19 protein-coding genes are annotated in these 21,313 nt (G+C 51.3%); 6 read left to right on the top strand and 13 right to left on the bottom strand.

The features are described from left to right. Positions 1–90 precede the first annotated feature (90 nt). Positions 91–1,038, top strand: coding sequence for a serine hydrolase domain-containing protein (locus AC0LWN_RS29900; protein ID WP_474671816.1), 948 nt, complete (start codon positions 91–93; stop codon positions 1,036–1,038). Positions 1,039–1,050: 12 nt separating this feature from the next. Here AC0LWN_RS29900 and AC0LWN_RS29895 read toward each other — a convergent pair whose 3' ends face one another. Continuing rightward, the gene (locus tag AC0LWN_RS29895) at positions 1,051–1,809 is read right to left on the bottom strand and encodes a CPBP family glutamic-type intramembrane protease (RefSeq protein WP_474671814.1); all 759 of its coding nucleotides are present in this window, start codon (positions 1,807–1,809) and stop codon (positions 1,051–1,053) included. 478 nt (positions 1,810–2,287) lie between these two features. Here AC0LWN_RS29895 and AC0LWN_RS29890 point away from each other — a divergent pair, with 478 nt between their 5' ends. Further along, positions 2,288–2,713, top strand: a complete 426-nt coding sequence (locus AC0LWN_RS29890) for a hypothetical protein (RefSeq protein WP_474671812.1) — start codon at positions 2,288–2,290, stop codon at positions 2,711–2,713. Positions 2,714–2,773: 60 nt separating this feature from the next. Here AC0LWN_RS29890 and AC0LWN_RS29885 read toward each other — a convergent pair whose 3' ends face one another. From AC0LWN_RS29885 to AC0LWN_RS29870, 4 genes are all read right to left on the bottom strand, one after another. Continuing rightward, on the bottom strand, positions 2,774–2,950 hold the full coding sequence (locus AC0LWN_RS29885) for a hypothetical protein (RefSeq protein WP_474671810.1): 177 nt from the start codon (positions 2,948–2,950) through the stop codon (positions 2,774–2,776). A gap of 76 nt (positions 2,951–3,026) precedes the next feature. Beyond that, positions 3,027–5,018 (bottom strand): chemotaxis protein CheW, encoded by a 1,992-nt coding sequence (locus AC0LWN_RS29880; RefSeq protein ID WP_474671808.1) that lies wholly within the window; start codon positions 5,016–5,018, stop codon positions 3,027–3,029. A gap of 16 nt (positions 5,019–5,034) precedes the next feature. Further along, entirely contained in the window at positions 5,035–5,460 is a 426-nt protein-coding gene (locus AC0LWN_RS29875) for a chemotaxis protein CheW (RefSeq protein ID WP_474671806.1), read from the bottom strand. Between the two features lie 21 nt (positions 5,461–5,481). Continuing rightward, positions 5,482–7,071, bottom strand: a complete 1,590-nt coding sequence (locus AC0LWN_RS29870) for a methyl-accepting chemotaxis protein (RefSeq protein WP_474671804.1) — start codon at positions 7,069–7,071, stop codon at positions 5,482–5,484. A 266-nt stretch (positions 7,072–7,337) separates the two neighbouring features. On the opposite strand from AC0LWN_RS29870, the gene AC0LWN_RS29865 reads away from it, so the two are divergent. Together AC0LWN_RS29865 and AC0LWN_RS29860 are read left to right on the top strand one after the other, a co-directional pair. Then, positions 7,338–8,675 (top strand): MFS transporter, encoded by a 1,338-nt coding sequence (locus AC0LWN_RS29865; protein ID WP_474671802.1) that lies wholly within the window; start codon positions 7,338–7,340, stop codon positions 8,673–8,675. 42 nt (positions 8,676–8,717) lie between these two features. Continuing rightward, on the top strand, positions 8,718–9,473 hold the full coding sequence (locus tag AC0LWN_RS29860) for a PIG-L deacetylase family protein (RefSeq protein ID WP_474671800.1): 756 nt from the start codon (positions 8,718–8,720) through the stop codon (positions 9,471–9,473). A 17-nt stretch (positions 9,474–9,490) separates the two neighbouring features. Here AC0LWN_RS29860 and AC0LWN_RS29855 read toward each other — a convergent pair whose 3' ends face one another. Then, entirely contained in the window at positions 9,491–10,345 is an 855-nt protein-coding gene (locus tag AC0LWN_RS29855; RefSeq protein WP_474671798.1) for a phosphotransferase, read from the bottom strand. Between the two features lie 173 nt (positions 10,346–10,518). On the opposite strand from AC0LWN_RS29855, the gene AC0LWN_RS29850 reads away from it, so the two are divergent. Continuing rightward, positions 10,519–10,947, top strand: a complete 429-nt coding sequence (locus AC0LWN_RS29850) for a PH domain-containing protein (RefSeq protein ID WP_458966750.1) — start codon at positions 10,519–10,521, stop codon at positions 10,945–10,947. Between the two features lie 104 nt (positions 10,948–11,051). Here the strand turns inward: AC0LWN_RS29850 and AC0LWN_RS29845 are convergent, their stop codons facing one another. Beyond that, positions 11,052–11,894: a GNAT family N-acetyltransferase gene (locus tag AC0LWN_RS29845; protein WP_474671796.1), complete on the bottom strand. Its 843-nt coding sequence runs from the start codon at positions 11,892–11,894 to the stop codon at positions 11,052–11,054. Positions 11,895–12,081: 187 nt separating this feature from the next. Between AC0LWN_RS29845 and AC0LWN_RS29840 the strand changes: the two genes are divergently transcribed. Next, positions 12,082–13,119, top strand: coding sequence for an asparaginase (locus AC0LWN_RS29840; RefSeq protein ID WP_474671794.1), 1,038 nt, complete (start codon positions 12,082–12,084; stop codon positions 13,117–13,119). A gap of 70 nt (positions 13,120–13,189) precedes the next feature. Here the strand turns inward: AC0LWN_RS29840 and AC0LWN_RS29835 are convergent, their stop codons facing one another. From AC0LWN_RS29835 to AC0LWN_RS29810, 6 genes are all read right to left on the bottom strand, one after another. After that, positions 13,190–14,302, bottom strand: a complete 1,113-nt coding sequence (locus AC0LWN_RS29835) for a GerAB/ArcD/ProY family transporter (RefSeq protein ID WP_474671792.1) — start codon at positions 14,300–14,302, stop codon at positions 13,190–13,192. A gap of 27 nt (positions 14,303–14,329) precedes the next feature. After that, positions 14,330–15,508, bottom strand: a complete 1,179-nt coding sequence (locus tag AC0LWN_RS29830) for a Ger(x)C family spore germination protein (protein ID WP_474671790.1) — start codon at positions 15,506–15,508, stop codon at positions 14,330–14,332. A 9-nt stretch (positions 15,509–15,517) separates the two neighbouring features. Further along, positions 15,518–17,035: a spore germination protein gene (locus AC0LWN_RS29825; RefSeq protein ID WP_474671788.1), complete on the bottom strand. Its 1,518-nt coding sequence runs from the start codon at positions 17,033–17,035 to the stop codon at positions 15,518–15,520. Positions 17,036–17,326: 291 nt separating this feature from the next. Continuing rightward, positions 17,327–19,033, bottom strand: a complete 1,707-nt coding sequence (locus tag AC0LWN_RS29820; protein ID WP_474671832.1) for a GMC family oxidoreductase N-terminal domain-containing protein — start codon at positions 19,031–19,033, stop codon at positions 17,327–17,329. A 10-nt stretch (positions 19,034–19,043) separates the two neighbouring features. Further along, positions 19,044–19,703 carry a hypothetical protein gene (locus AC0LWN_RS29815; protein WP_474671786.1) on the bottom strand — a complete coding sequence of 220 codons (660 nt, stop codon included), beginning with the start codon at positions 19,701–19,703 and terminating at the stop codon, positions 19,044–19,046. Positions 19,704–19,857: 154 nt separating this feature from the next. Then, positions 19,858–21,288 (bottom strand): amino acid permease, encoded by a 1,431-nt coding sequence (locus AC0LWN_RS29810; RefSeq protein WP_474671784.1) that lies wholly within the window; start codon positions 21,286–21,288, stop codon positions 19,858–19,860. Between the last annotated feature and the right edge of the window lie 25 nt (positions 21,289–21,313).

Below are 21,313 nucleotides of genomic sequence, written 5' to 3'. Positions count from 1 at the left end.
AACAGGGCAGCTTTTACTTGTGTATGGATAAACTTAGGGGTAATGGGTTATTCTTATGATCTGCTACTTCATCGTGAAAGGACGGGACCTATGAATTTGTCTGCACTATCTGAAGTCATTCCACCGCTGAATTTGAGAAGCTGCCTGATCAGCCGCGAGGGCCGGCTTATGTTCGAGCATTATCGGGATGAGCGCACGGCGAAGGAGATTGCCAAGATCAACTCCTGCACCAAAAGCGTGCTCTCCGCGCTGATCTGCATCGCAATGGATCGTGGCTTGCTGCCGCAGCCCGATTCTCCGGCAGCACAGTTTTTCCCGCAATTGCAGGCGGGCGAGGATGTACGCAAGCAGGAGATTACGCTGGAACATCTGCTCACCATGTCTGCCGGGTTTAAATGGAACGAGTTCGGCGGGCTGAACTCCTTCCCCAAGATGACTAAATCCCCTAATTGGGTTAAGTATGTACTGGAGCAGCCGCTTGCCGACGATCCCGGCATCCGAATGGAATATAACTCTGGAATTTCGCAGTTGTTATCCGCCATTCTGGTTCAGGCTTCGGGAATGACAACGGCGGAGTTTGCCGGGCGTTATCTATTCGGACCGCTTGGAATCGTGGATTATGAATGGGAGCAGGATCCTCAGGGGATTCATACCGGCGGCTTCGGACTCCGGCTGCGCCCCGCTGATCTGCTGAAATTCGGACAGCTCTATTTGCAGCAAGGCGTCTGGGAGGGTAAACCGGTTATTTCGCGGGAGCAAGTTGCCCGTTCAACGGAAGCTGCACTTCTCGTAGAAGCTCCCTTCCACGGCGGGTACGGCTGGCATTGGTGGACAGATGCCTATCCGCTGGCCTCAAAGGGTGGAGCGGCGATGCAATATTACTATGCCCGCGGCTACGGAGGCCAATTTGTATATGTTCTGCCGGAGCTTGCAGCCGTCGTTGTCCTCACACAGGACAAGCAGGGCAAGAGCAGCGCTCCGGCCGAAGTATTCCGAGAGCTTATTGCTCCTGCGCTTGCCAGTCCAAGCGGGCTTTGAAGATCCGCAGACTTATGCAGATAGGTTATGGCTTTGCTTCCGGCGCGACAGGATAACAATTAAGTAAATTCCGTACAGGAGATACAGGATATTCAGCAGCGATACTACCAGAATTTCCTGATCCAAATTTTCATTGCTGACCATAGCCAGCGCGTCATAGATAAAATGAAACGCAACCAAAGGAATGATGTTGTCTGCAGCTTCAATTAAGAGCGCCAGAATACAGCCCAGCAGCAGAGCGTTAACCACTTGCAGTAAGATATGTATGAACTCGGTTCCGTTTAGCGCATTGGCCATATGTAGAATACCAAAAAATACGGACGAAAAAACAATATAAAACACAGGTCCCTTAAGACGCAGCCTTTCCCGGATGATTCCTCTAAAAATCGTTTCTTCGGTGAAGCCGACCAGAACCGTCAGCAGAAGAATACTTGCAATCTCGATTCCGGACAGGTCAAAGTTGATGCCGCTCATAGCCGGCTGGAGCAGCGCGATGATCAGCAAGGGGATGTAATACAACGCCTGCTGTGCCTTCGCCGCATTTAATGTTTTGAATCCGAAGCCCGCCAGTGAACGGCCTTTTCTGGTCATATAGATGATAACAATCACTGCCATGACGAAAAATGCACAAGCCTGGGCAAATCTTACACCCGTATCGTCAAGCTCCATAATGGATGCAGCGGCGGATGCCACGGAGACCAATAAGGTCAGCACTACCCCCAGCATAATTGAAAATATTACCGGATGCCCTTTTGCAGTGTTTTCTTTCATTCTTTAGCTCCTTTTAGCGGATTTTTGTTAATCGACCTGTGAGGTCAATATTGGATCAATTGTAATACTTTCCTTATCATTATACTATCAAAAAAATCCAGAGAACGGGTGTGCTCAGCCCGCTTCTGGATTTATTTAATGCTGTCCTGCCTCTCCGCTAATATCTATGCGATGTCCGTCCTGGGTAGTAGCGTAAACTTTCCAATCCCCGGAAACCCCGCTGCCATCGGACATTCGGAACTAAAGAAAATATAAAAAGGGCAGAAGTGACGGAGGGGAAGTTTGGATACTTACGGAGCGGTACAATTGAAGAAATCTGCAGACGGGCAGCGGCCGGAAGTCCAAACATTCCCCGCAGTTACGACCAGACCCCACTATAGAAATCTATAGTTGGACCACGCCTAATATACCAGTGGGCAAAAGTGAGATAAGCATGTTATAATCTCTTAATCCGTGTAATAGAAAATTATTCCCAGCCATGCAGGGATTCAGGAGGGTCATAGTCATCACGAACAGTCACATCCGCATTGTGAAAGTATCCGCAGAAATAGAAAAAGATGAATATGAATTTAAAGTCAGTCACTGGCGGCTGCTTCTGGAGACTAACCGTTATTACGAGATTAAGCCAGAGAACGGCCCGGTGAAAAGAATTTTTAAAGAAAAGCTGAACACCATCGTTGATGAAACCAAGTCCTATACGGACGGGTTTCTCGCCTGTTCGGCCTTTTGTGATGAGGACCGGATTGATGAAATGCAATTGGAAATTCTAAAAAATCTGCAGTCGAAGATCAATGTCTATATGAATGAGCTCCAGCTCAATCAAAAGGCAATTGAACAGCAATTCCTTTACCCCAAGACTGGAATTTTGCAGGGATCGCAGCCAGACCAGGATATGTCAGTTTAATGAAATAGCCGAGGGGACCACCATCTCTGGGGTCCCCTCGGCTATTTGTGCTGCAGCTTTTTACAGAAGATTCGCGTTCTTCACGGCATGCTCCCAGCTGGGGAAATAATGCAGCGCACTGCGCATCAGCTCCGGATCTTGCTGCTTGACTTGCTTTTTATTCACAGTTCCGCCACTCGCCTGAATCTGCCGAATCCTGCTGATCACTTCATCTGATCCCAGTGTAATATCCATCATTCCACCCCTTTCCTGATGCCTCTTACCATATTTTTCACAATCGCCGCTGTTTCTATACCACTGCGCAGCGATGGTGCTAATGACTTACCAGGTAAGAAGCATCCAGAATAAGGGCAACCCGTCCATTGCCCAGAATGGTGGCACCGGAGAGGTGGTTCATTGTCCCGAGATAATTGCCCAGGGATTTGATGACAACCTCCTGGTTGCCAATGATTTCATCCACAGCAAAAGCTGCGATCTTATCAACGGATCTGACAATCACCAAAGGAATCGTTTTGGAGCTTCGCTCCATGCGCGGGTAGTGCAGCTTATCCCCCAGCCAGGAGAGCGGCACAATCCGGCCATGATTGAGAATGGCCCCTGCCCCCTGGACAGTCTGAATCTCTTCGGGAGCAATCCGCACAATTTCGGCTACATTATACATCGGGAGAATCAGTACCCGGCCAGAGACGCTCACAAGCAGCCCCTTAATAATGGCCAGGGTAAGCGGCAGGCGGATGGTGAATGCAGTGCCTTTACCCGGCTCTGTTTCGATATCTATGATCCCGTTCAGCCGGCCAATCTGACTTCGCACGATATCCATTCCGACCCCGCGCCCGGACACGTCGCTTACCTCGGAAGCAGTCGAGAAGCCAGGCTCGAAGATCAGATTAACTGCTTCCTGGGCTGTTAAATATCCGGCCTGTTCTTCCGTAATAATGCCTTTGCCCAGTGCAGAGGCCTTTATTTGGCTGGCGTCAATGCCCTTCCCGTCATCTTCCAGACGGATGACCACATGGTTCTCTTCGTGAAAAGAGGTAAGCGTGATCCGTCCCTTAGCCGGCTTGCCCCTATCTGTCCGCACTTCCGGGCTCTCGATCCCGTGGTCAGCGCTGTTGCGGATCAGGTGGATCAACGGGTCGCTTAGCTCCTCTATAATCATCCGGTCAAGCTCGGTCTCACCGCCCTGTATCAGCAGTTCAATATCCTTGCCCAGCTTCTGGGCCAGATCTCTGACCAGACGCGGGAAACGGTTGAACAGCTGATCAATCGGCAGCATGCGTGTCTTCATTACACCTTCCTGCAGCTCCTTGATCAGCCTGCCCATGTGATCCGACACACCGCCAATACCCGGCAGAACCTTGGCGGGATCGTCACGCAGTCCGGCAGCACTCAAATCCGCCAAGGATGTCTGCTCAATCAGCAGCTCACCAACCAGATTCATCAGATGATCGAGACGCTCCACATTGACCCGGACCGTTGGATGGCTGCCTTTCCCCCGCTCTTCGGACTGAGTAACAGTCTGAGGGGCTTTTGGCGCTTCGGAATCGGCAGCCTCCCTTGCACTCCCCGCAGAGCCTCCAAGCTGGTACAGTGTCACATCCACACTCTGGATATCAGAGTCACTACGAAGCTGCTCCTGCACGAGCTGCCGATCCTTGGTTGTGGCCGTTACAACGGCAAACCTGCCGTAGCGTTCATCCTCATCCGCACCTGAAGCTGCGGCAGGCGAAAGTGTAACGGCAATGATGGTACCGCATAGATCCTCGATCCGCTGCAGGAGGATATAATGTCGTGCCGCCTTCATCAGACAATCTTCTTTCAGCATAATGCTTACAGCGAGCAACTGCTGTCCAGCGGCGGCAGCCTCCTCGGCCTTGAGCAGCTCCGCCGCGCTCAGAGCCTGCAGCCGGACCGGCTCCTGACGCTCAGGATTGTTGATCAAAGACTTGATCTCTGACACAACAGCACGGCAGTCGGAGAATGCTTCTCCACTGATGTACTGGCTGCGCAGCAGCTTCATCGCATCCAGCGCCCGAAACAGAGTATCAATCAACAACGCAGTAATCTCCGGCTTCTTCTCCCTTACCCATTCCAGGGCATACTCGACTTCATGGGTCAAATCGCTCATTTCCCGGAAGCCCATCGTTGAGGATGACCCCTTGATCGTATGCGCAGCACGGAAAATCGTTTGAATCAGCTCTGAAGTCGGTGAATGCTCCAAGGCAAGCAAGGATTGGTCGATCCGCTCCAGTTGGTCGTTCAGCTCCTCTATGAAAATATCGCGGTAGGCTGACAGCTCCATCATCTTATTGTTCTCCTTCCTAACCGCCCAATATTTCCTCTAGCTTCAGAATGCCGATCAGCTCGTCGCCGCGTTGTCCAATCCCCAGAAAAACACCTTCCCGGCTGCGGCTTTGCCCGGCTGACGGAGGATGAATCTCCCCGTAAGTGGTCACCTTATTTACCTTATCTACAATTAATCCCACAAATTCATCCCGGAAGCGGACCACAATAATCCGCGTAGCCCGGGTATAAGGCTCATCGGACATCCCGAGCAAATTGCGCAGGCTCATCACGCAGACTACCTTGCCCCGAAGGTTAACTACCCCCTTCACTTCACTCCTGCTGAAGGGGATATCCGTAATGGTGAGCATTTTGATAATTTCATGGATTTCTTCGATGCGAATCGCACAGGTTTCGGCGCCTACGGCAAGCTCAATATATTGTTCCTTTTGCAGCGTGGACATGATTTCACCTTCAATCTGGAATTAATGAGTCTTGAATGCCGCAGCGGAGTGGGCCAGCTCTTCCGAGAGCTGCGCCAAGGCTTGGCAGGTTGCTGCCGTTTCTTCCGAAGCGGCGGCAGATTCCTCACTTGAGGCCGATATGGATTCAACGGAGCTCATCACTTCAGCAGCCTGAGCCGATTCTTCTTCACAGGCCGCAGCAATCTCATTGACCTTGAGCGAGGAGTTGTTCACCATGCTGATAATTTGCTCAAACGCCTGGCTGGTCATTGAAGATTGCTCCACGCTTTCGCCGACAGCCCGGACGCTCTGTTTCGTATTTTCCTGCATGGCCTTGATAATCTTCGTAATTTCCTTCGTTGCGTCACTGCTGCGTTCTGCCAGCTTACGGACCTCATCGGCTACAACCGCAAAACCGCGTCCCTGCTCGCCGGCACGTGCAGCTTCAATCGCCGCATTCAGAGCCAGCAGATTGGTCTGCTCGGCAATATCGTCAATGACCTCAATGATGTCGCCAATTTTATGGGAATCCTCTTCAAGCTGACTCATCTTCTGATTCACTGCCTGCATTCCCTGAAGCGAAGCTTCGACTACATATCCGCCTTCACGGGCAGTTTTGACCGTATCATTGGACAGCTCGGCGGCTTCCTCCGCGCTCTCAGCCACAGAGTTGATCGCTATGGACAGCTCTTTGAAAAGCTCAGTAATGCTTGCTGCTGCTGACGACTGGCTGGTGCTCGTACTGGCAATCTCTTGTGTGCTTGCAGAAATCTGCTGTGAGGAGGCGGCGACGCTTTGGGAATTCATCACGATGCCGTTAATCAGGTCCTTCAAATTGTCAACCATCCGGTTCAGCGCGGCTGCCAATTGTCCAACCTCGTCCTTCGAAGAAATCTGTGATTTTTGCGTCAGGTTTCCATTCGCCACCTCAGAGGCAAGCCCGAGCATCTGCAGCAGCGGCCGCGAAATTGATCTGGCAATGTAATAGCCGATTAGAATACTGATCAGGACTGCGCCCACAACAGTGGAAATAGTAATGACCAGCGCCGAAGAATAGGTATCCTGGGATTGGCTGTTAGTCTCTTCCGCCAGCTTCACATTAACCGTAATCAGATCCGTCATATCCTTGGTAACAAGCTCCCCTTGGGCTGCAAGCTCCTCTTTTTGAAACTTAAAAAAAGCCTCCGTACCCTCTTGCTCCGCCAAGAGAAGACCTTGATCAAACAGCTTCTTATATTTCGCGTAATCATCATCATAGGCGCGCAGCAGATTCTGCTCTTCCGCAGTAGTGGCAAGCGACCGGTAATTGTTCACCTTCACATCAATGTCCTGACGGGCGGCTGCAATTTCTTCTTTGAGTCTGGAAATTTCCGCAGCATCCTTAGAGATATTCAGATCCCGCAGATTAACCCTTGTTTTCTGATAGCTGATTTGGGCAGCGGAGAGATCTCTTACCGAGATCAGATTATTGCCATACATCGTTTTCATATTCGTGTTTGCAGTACGCAGTGTGAAGATCGAATACACTCCCAGTCCTGTCAGAATCAAAGCAACGATTAGAAACGCAGAAATGATTTTTGTTGCTGTCTTCATGTTAGCGTACCATTTCATACCAAATTCCCCCTGAGGTTAGCTTTTGCGTCCAGCTCAATAGGCGTGCCGTGCACTCCCCGGCGGACAGCTTAGCTCCTTTTTCGACATTTTTCGTTATTTTTTTAATAGCTAACATTCGTAATAGTGAAATTTGTGTATTCAGCCTTCTGTCGCCTGCTAAATTCAGCATAACTATGAGCTTGACAACAGGAGCATATATAATTGAACATAATTAACAAATGGTTCTACCTTAATATTACATATACAGAAAAGAGGGCTGCCCATTGGGGACAAAAGTATCCTTGGCAGAGAAAATGGCGTTCTCCGGCGGTTTGCTGGGCCAAAATATGTTATACAGCTTTATGTCAATGTACATTTTATTCTTCTATACTGATTTACTCGGCATCCCGGCAACTGCAGCCAGCGTTATTCTGGTAACCGCAAGTATATTTGACGCCTGCCTGGACCCGCTCATGGGCATGATTACCGACAAAACCCGCTCCAAATGGGGCAAATTCAGGCCTTATCTGCTGTTCGCCCCCTTCCTGATCGCCGCAGCTACCGTCCTGTGCTTCTGGGATTTCGGGGGTTCCCCCACATCGACGCTTGTTGTCGCCACGGTCTCCTATCTGCTCTGGGGAATGCTCTATACGGTCTGCGATACCCCGCTCTGGGCAATCTCCTCCGTGATCTCCACAGATCCGGGTGAACGGACGTTAATTGTCACCTTAGGCAAAATAGGCGGAACCATCGGCGCAGTAGTCATCACCACTCTTGGTATCCAGCTCCTGCTCGCCTTCGGCGGCGAAAGAAGCACCAGGGCCTATCTGTATTCAGCAATCATTGTGGCCGTCATTGCCGCATTAACTATCTTTTTGACCGGACTGATCTCCAGAGAAAGAGTTGCTCCTTCCAGCGAGAAAATTCCCTTCAAAAAAAATCTGCAAACGATCTATAAAAATAAACCGCTGCTTACCCTGCTCGCCGCTCTGCTGATTATCAACATGGTCACGGGCATCAGACAGAGCATTCAACTGTATTATGTCGTGTATGTATGGGGCGATGCCAGCTACGGAACACAGCTTGGGATCAGCCTCGTGGTCGGGATGCTGCTGGGCATGATCGCAACACCTAAGCTGCTGGACCGCTTTTCCAAAAAAAATGTGTTTGTCTTCTCCTGCATCCTTGGCAGCCTGTCCTGTGTTGTTCCTTATCTGCTCGGGGATCATAATATTCTGTTCACACTGGTGTTTTTCGGGGTCAGCTTCTTTTTCTCCGGAATGACTATCATTGTAAGTACCTCCATGCTGCTGGATACGATTGATTATTCGGAGTGGAAGCTGGGCTTCCGGGGAGAGGGAATTGTCTTCTCAACGAACACCTTTATTACCAAGTTCAGCGGGGCGGTGTCCAGATTGATTATCGGAGCAAGCCTCGGCTTACTGAACTATGTGGAGAATCAGCCGGTTACACCAAATCTTCAGCATGGTCTTAGCTTCGTGATGTTCTTGTTGCCTGCGCTGTGCTTTCTTGCTGCCATTATCCCCATCCTGTTCTATAATATTAGCGATAAGCAAAGGGCACGGATATTGATAGATTTAGAGAAAAGCCGGTCTGTATAGGCGCGGGAAATGTATTGAAGATAATAAAAGGAGCGATTGATTATGGATTCAGCAACACTGGTTAACCTTATGGCCCCACCCGATCTTACGGGCTGCGGCAAAATATTGTGTGTGCAGCCGCACCCGGATGACAATGAGGTCGGGATGGGCGGAATTATCGCCTCTTTTGCCGAGAAGGGCTGTGAAATCCATTACTTAACCGTGACAAACGGTGATCTTGGAGCAATGGATGATAAGCTGTCTCATGAGGAAATCGCAGCGATCCGCTTGCGGGAGCTGGAGGAAGCGGGCCGGTCGCTCGGAGCCACGGTGTTCCATCAATTGCAGCATGGCGACGGCACGCTTGCGCATATTCCGGCGTTGGCGGCGGAAATTGCCGAAGTCATTCGCACCGTACAGCCGGACGCCATCTTCTGTCCCGATCCGTGGCTAACCTATGAAGCCCACTATGATCATATCGTCACCGGACGGGCGGCCGCACAGGCCTTCCTGTCTTCAGGTCTTCCGCTATTTCCCAGAGGGACAAGCTCCCGGGCTTGGCAGCCGAAGGCTATCGGCTTCTATTTTACCGCTGAACCCAATACGGTGATGGATATCACCCCGTACTTTGAGCAGAAATTTGCCGCCATGGCGCTGCACCGCAGCCAGTTTACTGAGGAAATGCTGCAATTATACCGCCTCTATTTCCATACGAAAGGCCGGCAGCTTGCCGAAGGGAAGGATTTTGACATTGGTGAAGGTCTGAAGGTGCTCTCTCCGCTGCATTTGCATTGTTTTGTGGATGCCGGATTGGTGTAGCGAACCAGGGATTACATTCAGCCCAGATGCACCCTCCAATTCTCCCAGGCCAGCAGATAATCCTCCAGATCATGCGGATGCGCCCGGACGCAAATTCCGATCCGGCAGTAGAGCTGAAAAATCACTTCATGAATCAATCTGGAGCGGTCTACCGTTTTGTGCTTGAGCTGATCATAAGCCGTGAACAACGTTTCGAGATTCAGGTCATCCGGTGAGGAGCAGAAGGCGTAGGTAAAATCATAGATCAGCGGCCCCGCCATAGGGGAGGGATCAATAACACCGGCAAGCTCTTGTTCACGGAACACCAAATTATGAACTCCCGTATCGCCGTGCAGTAAATATTTGTCCTCATAGCTGGAGATCCGGTCACCAAGCGACTTCACTTGCTGGTAATCTTCGAGGGGCAGGAGATCACCCACACTGCTGCGGGCGATCTCCAGACTCAGTGAGTTGAAGCTGCCCCAGGAGTCATGGAGCCGCCCGGCTCCTCCCCATTTTTCGGCTTGGGTAATCTCATAATGGTTCAAGAGATGATGCACCAGAAGCATCAGCCATTTGATTTTGGAGCCGCGTTGAACATGCGTGGTACCTTCAATGTATGTATATACCATGTACGTGCGGGCAGGGTCGGCATACAGCAGCTTGGCAAGCAGCGTGCTGCCGGCATAAGCCCGATGCAGGTCCACTGCGGCTGAAACGCTCTGCGGGTGATCCACTTTAAGCACATATTTTACTAGACCATTAACTGCAAGAGTGTACACCTGCCCGTCCGTGCTCCCGTGCAGCTTATCGGCCACCTCACAGCTTTCTTCAATAATTCCTTTTCCAATCAGGGTATTCAAAATATCTGAAACTTCCGTTTGAACAAGCACTGGATCCCCTCCTAAATAAAACGTATCTCTACATTATAAATTCGACTATCGGGTGAGTAACAGGTAAAGTTTGATTATAGTTTAAAAAAGGAATTCGCCTCTGCTTGGTGAATATTAACAATGTGCATGTAACACCAAGTCCGGTCTACGGACAACTAACAGGAGGGAATGTAATGGCTAACTTGTTTGGCGGGTTATTAGGCAATTATTCGGAGGTGTCCATTCCGGAGCTAAAGAACCAGTACGGGGCCTATCTTATGCCGCAAGAACAAATTCAGATGGGCTTCAAATTAATCCGCGACGCCTTTATTATTACAGATGAACGTTTGATCCTGATTGACCACCAGGGCGTAACCGGCAAAAAGACACGGGTGGCTTCGATTCATCTCGCCTCCATTTTTGAGGTCACGATGGAAACGGGCGGCACCGGCTTTGATGATTGCGAGGTTACACTGCACTACATCACCTCTCCTTATCACAAAAGCAATAATCTGCAGACCGCTTCCTATAAGTTCGAATTCGGCAAAAAATTCAATGTGCAGCCTCTGTACACTGCACTTGTCAGCATCGCTTCAGACAATTACAAGCGCCTGAACGGCTGATTGTAATTGCATTGGTTGACACAGCAAATCCCCCTGTACCGCTGATGCGGGCAGGGGGATTTGCTGTAGCCAGGACCTGCCTGCGGCGGGCTTAGCCTAAGGATTCAGCAGGGCAGCCGGTAATAGGGGAGCGTTAGTGAAGGCTTAAAGCCCAGCTTCTGCGCCAAATAGTAGGAGCCTTGATTCTCCAAGCGGCAAGCCCATACCGGCGTAAGATCATGGTCCAGACAATAGTCGATCAAGGCAGCGCATACGGTAAACGCATATCCTTTGCCCCTGTAAGCCCCGGCTGTCTCTATCCCAATCTCTAGCTGATGCTCCGTGCGGCAGGATGCAAAGGCGGTAGAAGCTGCCTCGTCCCCTTCCAGAATGCTATAGCCAACGCCATCCGCCAGGAAATGCTCCTCGTCCCGCCAGAAAAAGCGAGGAAGGACAGAGCCGTTCTGCGCGAGAAACTGTTCTTTTCCCGTCCGCACAAGAGCTGCATCCTCCCGAAAGAATCGCTTCTTGGCGGTCAGATAAGCTTCGCGGTCAAAGCTGAAGTTGACTCTGGTATTCTTCTGAATCTGCCGGGGGTCTTCTGCTTCAGATTCATCCCCATTCCCAATCACCGTGCTATTATGGGCAGCAAGCATCGAATCTATCAGGGGGCTCCATGCTCCCGACGGATCGCCCTGCAGCCATTCCGCGTGATTTCGGATTCCCGCTTTATTCGTTATGTAATCATACAGGCTGCGGTTAAACTCTTCATTGCCGGCATCTCCGAACAGCAAGGACATCCCGTAGGGATGAACCACATAAAAGGCACGGGGCGTGTCCAGATCATCGACGTAAACCTTTCCGGGCACACACTCCTCCAGCACAGCCCTGGCAAAGAGTGTGTTTATTTTCACTTGATTTAGCAGGGACAGCCCTTTGAAATAATCTTTACTCTCCAATATAAGCATGCTCTTAGCTCCTTACTATAGCTTAATAATTAGCCTCATTATACTATAGTATGGTTTATACTAAAGTACGGATTGTTTGTAACATTCCTCCACAAAAAAACACCTTTTGTTCCGAAAATCGTATGTTATAATACATTCAGCAAATTTTATTCATTTATTTATGATTTGACCTGAAAGGAACACAGTGATGATAATTCCAGCTCCAGAAGTGAATTTTACAGCTTCCTCTTTCTATAACCCCAGCCTGAAGAATGTAGTTATCCTCGCCACCGGCGGCACGATTGCCGGCAGCGGCGAAGCGCATAAAACCTTGAATTATGAACCCGGCGCGCTGCCGATCCAGGATCTGCTGGACAGTGTTCCCCACCTCGAACGGGTAGCCAATTGCGCGGGTGTGCAGGTCAGCAATCTGTGCAGCGCCGACATTACCAGCGAGCACTGGCTTACCCTGGCGACATTAATCAATACGCTGGCGCTCAGAGAGGATGTCCACGGTTTTGTGATTACACATGGAACCGATACACTCGACGAGACCTCCTACTTCCTGAACCTGGTGCTTAAAACCGACAAACCGGTGATCATCACCGGCTCCATGCGCCCGGCCACAGCGATCAGTGCGGACGGACCGCTCAATCTATACCAGTCGGTGGCACTAGCTGCCAACCCTGAGGCCTGCGGACAAGGAGTAATGGTTGTTTTTGCTGAGGGAATCTACAGCGGACGCGATGTGCAGAAGGTCAATACCTTCAAGGCCAACGCCTTCGATGAGCGGGATTTCGGCTGTCTGGGTTATATGCGGGACAGTCAAGCCTTTTTCTATACACGTTCGCTCAAGAAACATACCACCGCCGCACAGTTCGACGTCTCAGCTCTGACCGAACTGCCGAAGGTATCGGTAGCCTACTTCCATGTCGATGCCAATCCGGGCATTCTGGATTACCTGTCCACCATCTCCAAAGGCATTGTCATTGCCGGAGCAGGCGGCGGAATCTACAGCAAACCATGGATTGATAAAGTCGGCGAACTCAAAAATAACAATATCCCGGTCGTCCGCTGCTCCCGGATTTCCAGCGGCATCACGCTGAAGGATTCCTATATTGACCTCTCCGCCAATTCGATTCCCTGCAACAGTCTAGTGCCGCAGAAGGCCCGGATTCTGCTGTCGCTGGCGCTGACCCAAACTACAGGGTACGAGGAAATTGCCGCCATGTTCAACGAATACTAAGCTGCCCAATACTAACAGCCCGTGAATGCTCACGGGCTGTTGTTATGCATGGTGCTGTCAGTATTGCTGCTTAGGACTGCTTGGCTGCAGCCAGGCTTTTCCCTTGTCTCCATTTGCCAACAATAAACAAGAGTAAGGGCAGGCCGAGCATATTCACAGGCATTGCAACCGGCACCCAGTAACGCTGCAAATAATTCGTTGTCGCCTCGGTCACATTTTGGGGAATTAACGCGAATACAAACATAACCGGGGCAATGAACCAAATCATGGTCCGCCAGTTGCGGACATGTAAAAATTGGGCGGTTCCATAGCTCATCAGGAAGAGAAGTACAGCCAATTTGAGGAACACACTGGCGATCCATATTACGACCGGAATCGCGTCGAAATTATCAATGAAGCCGAACAGCGAGATCTTTTTGGTCATCTCGAAAAATGGGTACCACATGTTAGACGCAGAATTGATCCCTATCGTGAAGATGACCATAAACGTGGTCAACAGTACAAAGAAAACCGCGATAATCACTGCTCCGAATACGTATGGGGCTCCTTTGCGCGGCTTCGTCATAAAGGATGCAAACATGAGATATTCAACGGAATGTCCGAGATAAGAGGCGGGGGCGAGCGCGCCGCCCAGTATGCCTCCCATCCCGCTATCCGCGTATATGGGGAGAATGTTTTTCAAGTGAACATTGTTGATGCTCGCAATCAGTACAAGACAGACCATGACCAGAATGAGCGGCCCCAGAAACTCGCCGCAGCGGCCAATGCCTTCAATCCCTCCCGCATAGGTCGCATAGACGATCAGCAAGACCATCAGGAGTATGATAGCTTCCTGTGGCGTCCCCTGAAGCAGCATGATTTGAACCAAATCGGAGAATTGACGGAGCACAATCGGGGTGATCGTATACCATTGGACCAAATAGATTACAATCACAGCTTTGCCGAGCCATGCGCCAAGAATCGTTTGACTGTATTCGATTAATGTCTGTCCGGGGTAGAGATGCGCGGCTAGCGTCGCTACCAAAGCGATCAGCATTGCGATACATCCGGCTGCGACGATAGAAATCCATGCGTCCTGCTTCGCAGCCGCCAGGCTTGGGTTAAGCGTCATGACCAGCGTCATGCCGAGGTCCATGATCATGATGATCCAAAAAACCTGTATACCCGTCAATTTCATCTTCATCGTAAACAATCCTCTGCCTGTTGATGGTCATTCCATTGTTTTCTTATGTGCAGGTGCTTGAGTTTTTCCCATTCGCTGGATCTTAATATCAACATCGGCAGTCACGGGAACGACAGGATAAATGTCAGGCCATTTATCCTTTATTTTCTTCCAGGTATAAGGATGCTCTATGTGAATTTCCTCTCCTATACCGAGGATATCCGACTTCAATTCTTGCTGCAAATGTGCAAACATGCTCTTGATTTCGGATTGAATGAGTTTTGACACTTCTCTTTCCACACGTTTCATATTATTTATTTTGCTCAAATCCAGACTCGTATCGTTATCAATCGCCCGTACTGCTGCATGAAACGAGGTCCTCACTTCCGGCATTCCGTTCTTGATAGAAGTGCGTATCTTCGTGCTGCTATTCAGAAATTCGACGCCAACTGTTCCGTGGTACTTTTCACTTTCCGGCTCCACCTGTACAATATATCTCATATGATGGGTCTCTCCTCTCCACCAGCGCAATAATTTCAGTTCATCGGGTTCCAGAAATCCGACCAATTTGTTTTCCCGGTATACTGCAGCCCGGTCGATATCGAACGACTCCCTATCTGAATCTTTATGAATGATCCTGATGGCGGCAGTCACCGGTGATCTTCCAGTCGAGGCAAGGGCATTCAGAAAATCGTCGATTTTGACGGGGAAGCTAAGATTGCTGGATTGGATTTTGGTAATTCCGATACCTGGAATAAGCTCTAGCTGATAGGACGTATTCAAAATTTCTTTGGCTGTGGATCCGTAAGCTGTCACCACAAAACCGTTGTAACGGCTCTCGGGCAACCGGGTGAACGTATCCAGAAATTGTTTTAATCCTACCCGGGCGCATTGCTCCCCGAACACAACGACTCCTCTATGCCCGAAGTAGATAGTACGGGACAATTGCTGCTGCAATCGGCCTGAAGCTTCCGACGCGCTGTTCCCTTTTGCTGAGACGACCATGAATGATTTTTTGCCCTTCCCTCCGGACTGTACGGCACTGGGAATTCCTGTTGGAAGTGCAATCTGCAGGGTGAGCTCGATCTGTCCGTCATCCGCAATATCAATTCCGCTGGCCATCACCAAAGCAAGATCGTCCATCTCCTTGCGGTCCCAGCAGCCGGTTGTTAATACGAGGATGCCGAGAATAATCAGGAGCCTGCTTGCAGGTGAGGTTCTGATCATTGTCAGTCTTCACTCCATTCGTTGCTTGGTCTGCTGCTGGCGCTTCCGCATCACCCGCCAAGGGGCACGGATCAAGGTATCCGCAAGTCCCGAGTAGCTGAACGGTGCGAGCGGCGTCATATAGGGTACACCGAAGGATTTCAGGTTCACCAGGTGGATCAGGATGGCAATTAAGCCAATTCCGACACCATACAGGCCGAAGGTTGCAGCTAATAGCATAAGTGGAAACCGGATAATGCTGATCGCCTGGCTCATGCCTGGATTAGGAATGAGAAAAGAGGCGATTCCCGTAATGGCTACGACGATGATTTTGGGAGCAGAAATAATGCCTGCCTGAACGGCAGCCTGTCCGATGACCAGTGCACCCACAATGCTGATTGTCTGGCCGACCGGACGGGGAAGGCGGACTCCCGCCTCGCGGAGCGCCTCAAATGTGACTTCCATGATCAACGCCTCTACCATAGCCGGAAACGGCACGACTTCACGCGCTGCCGCAAGACTGAGCGCCAGGCTTGTCGGAATCATCTCCTGATGATAAGTTGTAACCGCTATAAATAAAGCAGGAAACCCCATTGCGAGAAAAGCGAATAGATACCTTAACCATCGCAGCATCGTAGCATAGATGAAGTTAATATAATAATCCTCCGTCGCCTGGAACCCGAACCAGAAAGTAATGGGCAGTATGAGCACTATCGGAGAACCGTTAACGAGAACCGCTACCTTGCCTTCGATCAAAGAACCCGAAACCTGATCGGGCCGTTGGGTTGCCTGCATAGTGGGAAAGGGCGAATAGGGATGGTCGCTGATCAATCCCTCAATATAACCGGATTCCAGCACGCTGTCCATGCTGATACTGGATATCCGTTTCTTTACCTCTTCAATTACACTCTGCTTTGCCGTATGCTCAATGTAGACAACCGCCACATCTGTCCGGGATAATCCCCCTGCACGCAGCTTCTCAATCTTCAGCCGCGGTGTACGGATGCGCTGACGAATGAGCGCAAGATTGATGTCCAGCTTCTCGATAAACCCATAGCGCGGACCACGAATAACGGCTTCCGTCGACGGTTCCTCCAGCGGGCGATGCAGCTTGTCCTTAAGTGCAAATAAGAACGCCTCCGCCCGGGAATCAACGAACAGGATCACTTCTCCCCTTACGATGCCTTGAACGATTTCATTCATATTCGTTGCGGTATGGGGCTGAACGATAGAAGCTAATTTGAATTTCAGCATTTCATAGAGCTGGGAAGGATCATCGCTGGATACGGCTTCCGGCAGCATCGCAGGCTCCAGGAAACCGTCGTCCCACATTTGATCATCAACCAGAACATCGAGATATACCGTCATAGCCGGAATGGAGCCAAACATATAAATTCTGCGCACGATAAGATCGGAGCAATTAGCGAACAATTGATTGATGGCTGCTTCGTTGTCATCCAAGCTGCCAGAGATCTTAATTTCATTGTTTTGTTCTATTTCTCGCAACTTTTTTTCGAAAGGATCGGATACTCTTTTTTTTGTTTTCATATGCCACCCCTTTCGGATATAACCTTCCCCATCCATTATTGGATTATTCGAAATGAAATACCATAAGGTGGGACGCGAAAAACAAGAGCAATCCCCCAAGCTTATTCCAAAGCAAGTGAGATAGCCCTTGTTGGGCATATGAAGGTATATTTTCCCTGCCGCCGTGCATACTTCTTGCATGACATACCGAAGGGATGTAAGAAACATGAAGATGCTCGGAAAAGCAATCGCCTTTTTGCTTATCGTCGCTTTATCAGGGACCGTCCTGTATTACACCACCGCATGGGGCGGCTAGGCAAAATACTTGGTGACGATTTTCTCTGCTGTCCGGGTTGCCAGCGCCTGTGTTGTCAGCGTTGGATTCGGGCCGCCGATTCCGTTGAAATGTACGCTGTTATCGGCGATGAACAAACGGCTCACCTGATAAGCCTCGCAGTTCGTATCGGTGACATACCCCATCCGCATCGTGCTCTCAAGATGAAGCAGGAAGCCAAAGGGCGTATCCGAGCGGATAATCGTTCTGGCCCCGGCTTGCTGCAGCGTTTCTGAAGCATATCTCGCCAGCCGGTCACGTCTTTTGAGCGTCTTAGCACTAGGAGAATAATGAATAATCGGTATCGGTCCGTTCTCGTCCTTCAGCAGCGGATCGACCTCAACCCTGTTGCGGTACAGCGTCTCATCATCCGTAAGGAGCAGCATGCTCATCGTCCGGCTATAGTTCATCATCAGCTCTTTCAGCTTGGGGCCGACGACACGGCCGCGAATATCCCACGGCGCTCCCGGCTCCGGCGGGTTAAGGGCATCAAATCCCGCTTCACTGAAGCCATAGGTCAGGAACGACATGATCCCCGGGCTTAAGCAGGACACCTGGAATATTCCCGTTCCCGGAATATCGACTCTGGCCCCCGAAGTATGGCCGGCGTACGGGTACACCGATGGTATGCCCATAATGCTCATTAGATCCTTTTCATCGAATACGCCCGCAACCCAGTCAAAGCAATGATTGGTCAGTCCTCTGCCCACCCATTCGTTCTGAGGCAGCCCCGAATTGAGCCAGAGGCGCGGTGTTTCGATGCAGCCGGCAGCCATAACAACCGTTCTGGCCGTCAGCTCGCCGACTTCGCCCGTCCACGTATCCCGAAACTGTACGCCTGAAGCACGCAGCCCTCCCTTGGGATCATGTGCCGTTAAGATTTTGATCACGAAGGAGTTGGGCCGGATCGCGACATTTCCGGTTTTCAGCGCAAGCGGGATGTAGCTGACAAGGGTGCTTCGTTTGGCGATTTTATCAACCGAAGGTCCGGCTGTGCAGCCATTGACACAATTCCCCTTCAGGGTACACCCTTCCATCTCGGATAATTGCTCAAGTGAATAATTCGGGTCCATCAGATGCTCGTTCGGCGGCAAAATCGCATTCGGATTCGGACGGTAGCCCGGAGTCGTGACGTTGAGTGTCGGAATCAGCGGCCAGCCTGCCCGTTTGGCGCCATAGTAAAAAAGCTCTTCCTTGGGCGTTGTGGGCGAGAACTGCACGGGCAGTGTGGCTTCAGCTTTCTCATAATAGGGCATCAGCTCCCGGTAGCTGATCGGCCAAATATTATCCACTGCAACGGGAAAAGCGCGCGGCGACTGGCTCCAATAGTGCTGGGTTGTTCCTCCCACGCCGGATAATTGCCAGATGTCGCCCTTCTGGCGCATGATCCGGTGCCAAGGCGTGCGGCGGCGGTCGGCAGGACCAAAACGGAATGCGCCGGACACCACATCGTTCATATTATTCTCATACGCATTGAAGATCTTCTTGTATATCCCTATATCCAAATCCTTATAATCGGAGCTCCATTCTCCGCCACGCTCGCTGTTCGGATTCTCCCATTTTTTGTTTCCGTACCAGGGACCGGCTTCGAGTACCAGCACTTTCAAGCCTGCTTCGCCAAGCTCCTTCGCCGCAACGGCGCCTCCGCCGCCGGACCCAATGACAATTACATCAGCATCGAACATTGCCTCTGCCTCATACAATAGTGGATTCCCCTCCCTTACGCTCGATGGTCAGCATATTGCCAAGGAGAACCCGGTAGCCCGGGACTACTCCCGGATAGCCTACCTGCTTCCAGCTGACCGGGAAATATTCCAGCCTTCGTTCCGTCGGCGTTCGAAGTCGGGTCGTCCCGTAGGCTGACCATTCCGAGTAGTTACCAAACATCGTTTGCCTGGTGAGAAAATCAATCATATACCGGACAAGGCCTCCATCATCCCGGTAGGGGGGCGGCAAGGTTCCCAGATCAACATTCAATCGCTCCAGCATAGCAAGCACACAAATCCGGTCGGCCGGAGCAAGCGCGGCGAAGGGACTGCTCCGCCATAGCAGGTGGTTTGGCGCATGCTGCATCCGCCCCGAAGCTGCGAGCTGAACCGCCCCATCATTCAGCAGTCTGGCGGTAGAGCAGGATAGCGGAATAACTGTCAAATAAAATCCCAGCACAAGCGTAAGACTGTGATCCAGCTCCCAGATCATATACTCGTGAATGCATAAATCAACGGCTCCTGCCGCTTGGTCCGCGTCGTCTGCGCAGGTCACCGGTGAACCGGGAATGATCGCTTCAACAAGCGCCCTAAAGGTCATGTAGGTCTGGGGATCGACGGTTGCCACATAGGTTGTAGCCGGATGCATAATAGCTCCCCCTTTACTCAGGTTTGGATCGTCTGCACAATCCCGCATCACCTAATCTTATTCGGCAGAATGATTTTTAAGACGCTATTAAGGGGCAAAAAAAAGAGCTTCCCTGTAAGCGGAAAAATCTGCTTAATGGAAGCCCTTCTCTCTTTTATTTCCGCTCCTTCTTCCCTTCCAGCTCCTCCGAAGCCTCCATCTGCGCTCTCATGGCAGGTACCCGCAGCAAGGGCTTCCGCACTCTTCCCGTTTCCCTCGCCTTCCTCAGCGATCCTACAGCATAGATCCCCGAGAAAAGCACAACAAACATCACTCCGGCGGCGAGGCCTCCGCCTTGTCCGGGGATCAGCGGCATGCTGGCCAGAATAGCGACCAGACTTGCGATAGCAATCCAGGAGGTGTAAGGATAACCGCGCAGGCCATGCCCCCCGGTTAACGGACTGCCATGCCGTTTCCGCAGCCGGTAATGGCTGGCCATGATAACGACATACGAGAACAGCAGGGAAAAGCCGCCGGAGCTGACCAGGAAGAGGTAGACACCCTGCGGCAGCAGCATGCCGAGCCACAGACCGGCCAGCATCGCGCTCCCGGAAATCAGGATGCCACGGTACGGAATAGCTGCACGGTCCCGCATCCAATCCGGAGTATGGCCTTCCTCAGCCAATGACCGCAGCATCCGGCCAAGCCCGAATACAGAGGCCAGCATGGTCGAGAGAATGGCCGTTACCAGTACAATGTTCATCACGGTTCCTGTCCACCCCAGACCATACAGGCTTAATGCCGATACAAAAGGACTAACCTGTTCCGACACCTGAGCCGAAGGAAGAAGCAGGAATAATGCAGCTATGGCAGCCAAATACAGGCCGACCAATAGCACAATCGTATATCTGATCGCTTTGGGGATGGTCACCCCCGGATTGGCCGTCTCCGATGCTGCAAGACCAAGCACCTCAAACCCGGCATAGGTGAACATAACCATCAGCATGCTTCCGGCGATTCCGGCAATCCCTCCCGGCAGAAAACTCTGCCCGAGTACAACACCCAGGCCTGCGGCTCCCGGACCTCTGCTGCCGATACCCGCAATTAGAGCCACGGCAAGGATTACAAATGCAGCAATCGCAAGCAGCTTAAACGCGGCGAGACTGCTCTCCAGCTTGCTCAGCCGCTCTGCGCCTAGCAGGTTGAGCAGCGTCACACCCACAATAATTCCCGACCCGAGGAGCGACAGCGGCAAGGCGGGAAACCAGCCCCGCAGCAGAATGGATACCGCTGTAGCTTCGCTGGACATTGCGAGTACAAGCCCTGTCCAATAGACCCAGCCCACGGTGAACCCCGCCCCCCGGCCGAAGGCCTGCTCGGTATACGCCCGGAAAGAGCCGGCCACCGGGTTCGCCACGGTCATTTCCGATAATGCGGACAATATGAAATACACCAGTATCCCGCCGATTACATAGGACAGCAGCACAGACGGCCCGGCCGCGCGGATCGCTACCGACGAGCCAAGAAAAAACGAGCCGCCCACCACCGTACCCAGTGCAAGCATCGTAAGCCCCCACACCGATAATCCTTTCTTGTCACGCTCCATTGCAGCAGCCTCCCCGTCCTTTTTA

The sequence above is a fragment of the Paenibacillus sp. sgz302115 genome, assembly GCF_056120445.1.
This window is presented reverse-complemented; position numbering and strand designations above follow the sequence as displayed.

Coding starts and splice junctions, on each gene's coding strand:
- AC0LWN_RS29885 (WP_474671810.1), bottom strand. CDS start 2,950: ATGATGGATATTACACTGGGATCAGATGAAGTGATCAGCAGGATTCGG.
- AC0LWN_RS29845 (WP_474671796.1), bottom strand. CDS start 11,894: ATGCTTATATTGGAGAGTAAAGATTATTTCAAAGGGCTGTCCCTGCTA.
- AC0LWN_RS29860 (WP_474671800.1), top strand. CDS start 8,718: ATGGATTCAGCAACACTGGTTAACCTTATGGCCCCACCCGATCTTACG.
- AC0LWN_RS29825 (WP_474671788.1), bottom strand. CDS start 17,035: ATGAAAACAAAAAAAAGAGTATCCGATCCTTTCGAAAAAAAGTTGCGA.
- AC0LWN_RS29850 (WP_458966750.1), top strand. CDS start 10,519: ATGGCTAACTTGTTTGGCGGGTTATTAGGCAATTATTCGGAGGTGTCC.
- AC0LWN_RS29820 (WP_474671832.1), bottom strand. CDS start 19,033: ATGTTCGATGCTGATGTAATTGTCATTGGGTCCGGCGGCGGAGGCGCC.
- AC0LWN_RS29835 (WP_474671792.1), bottom strand. CDS start 14,302: ATGAAGATGAAATTGACGGGTATACAGGTTTTTTGGATCATCATGATC.
- AC0LWN_RS29880 (WP_474671808.1), bottom strand. CDS start 5,018: ATGATGGAGCTGTCAGCCTACCGCGATATTTTCATAGAGGAGCTGAAC.
- AC0LWN_RS29810 (WP_474671784.1), bottom strand. CDS start 21,288: ATGGAGCGTGACAAGAAAGGATTATCGGTGTGGGGGCTTACGATGCTT.
- AC0LWN_RS29830 (WP_474671790.1), bottom strand. CDS start 15,508: ATGATCAGAACCTCACCTGCAAGCAGGCTCCTGATTATTCTCGGCATC.
- AC0LWN_RS29840 (WP_474671794.1), top strand. CDS start 12,082: ATGATAATTCCAGCTCCAGAAGTGAATTTTACAGCTTCCTCTTTCTAT.
- AC0LWN_RS29815 (WP_474671786.1), bottom strand. CDS start 19,703: ATGCATCCGGCTACAACCTATGTGGCAACCGTCGATCCCCAGACCTAC.
- AC0LWN_RS29890 (WP_474671812.1), top strand. CDS start 2,288: ATGCAGGGATTCAGGAGGGTCATAGTCATCACGAACAGTCACATCCGC.
- AC0LWN_RS29870 (WP_474671804.1), bottom strand. CDS start 7,071: ATGAAATGGTACGCTAACATGAAGACAGCAACAAAAATCATTTCTGCG.
- AC0LWN_RS29895 (WP_474671814.1), bottom strand. CDS start 1,809: ATGAAAGAAAACACTGCAAAAGGGCATCCGGTAATATTTTCAATTATG.
- AC0LWN_RS29900 (WP_474671816.1), top strand. CDS start 91: ATGAATTTGTCTGCACTATCTGAAGTCATTCCACCGCTGAATTTGAGA.
- AC0LWN_RS29875 (WP_474671806.1), bottom strand. CDS start 5,460: ATGTCCACGCTGCAAAAGGAACAATATATTGAGCTTGCCGTAGGCGCC.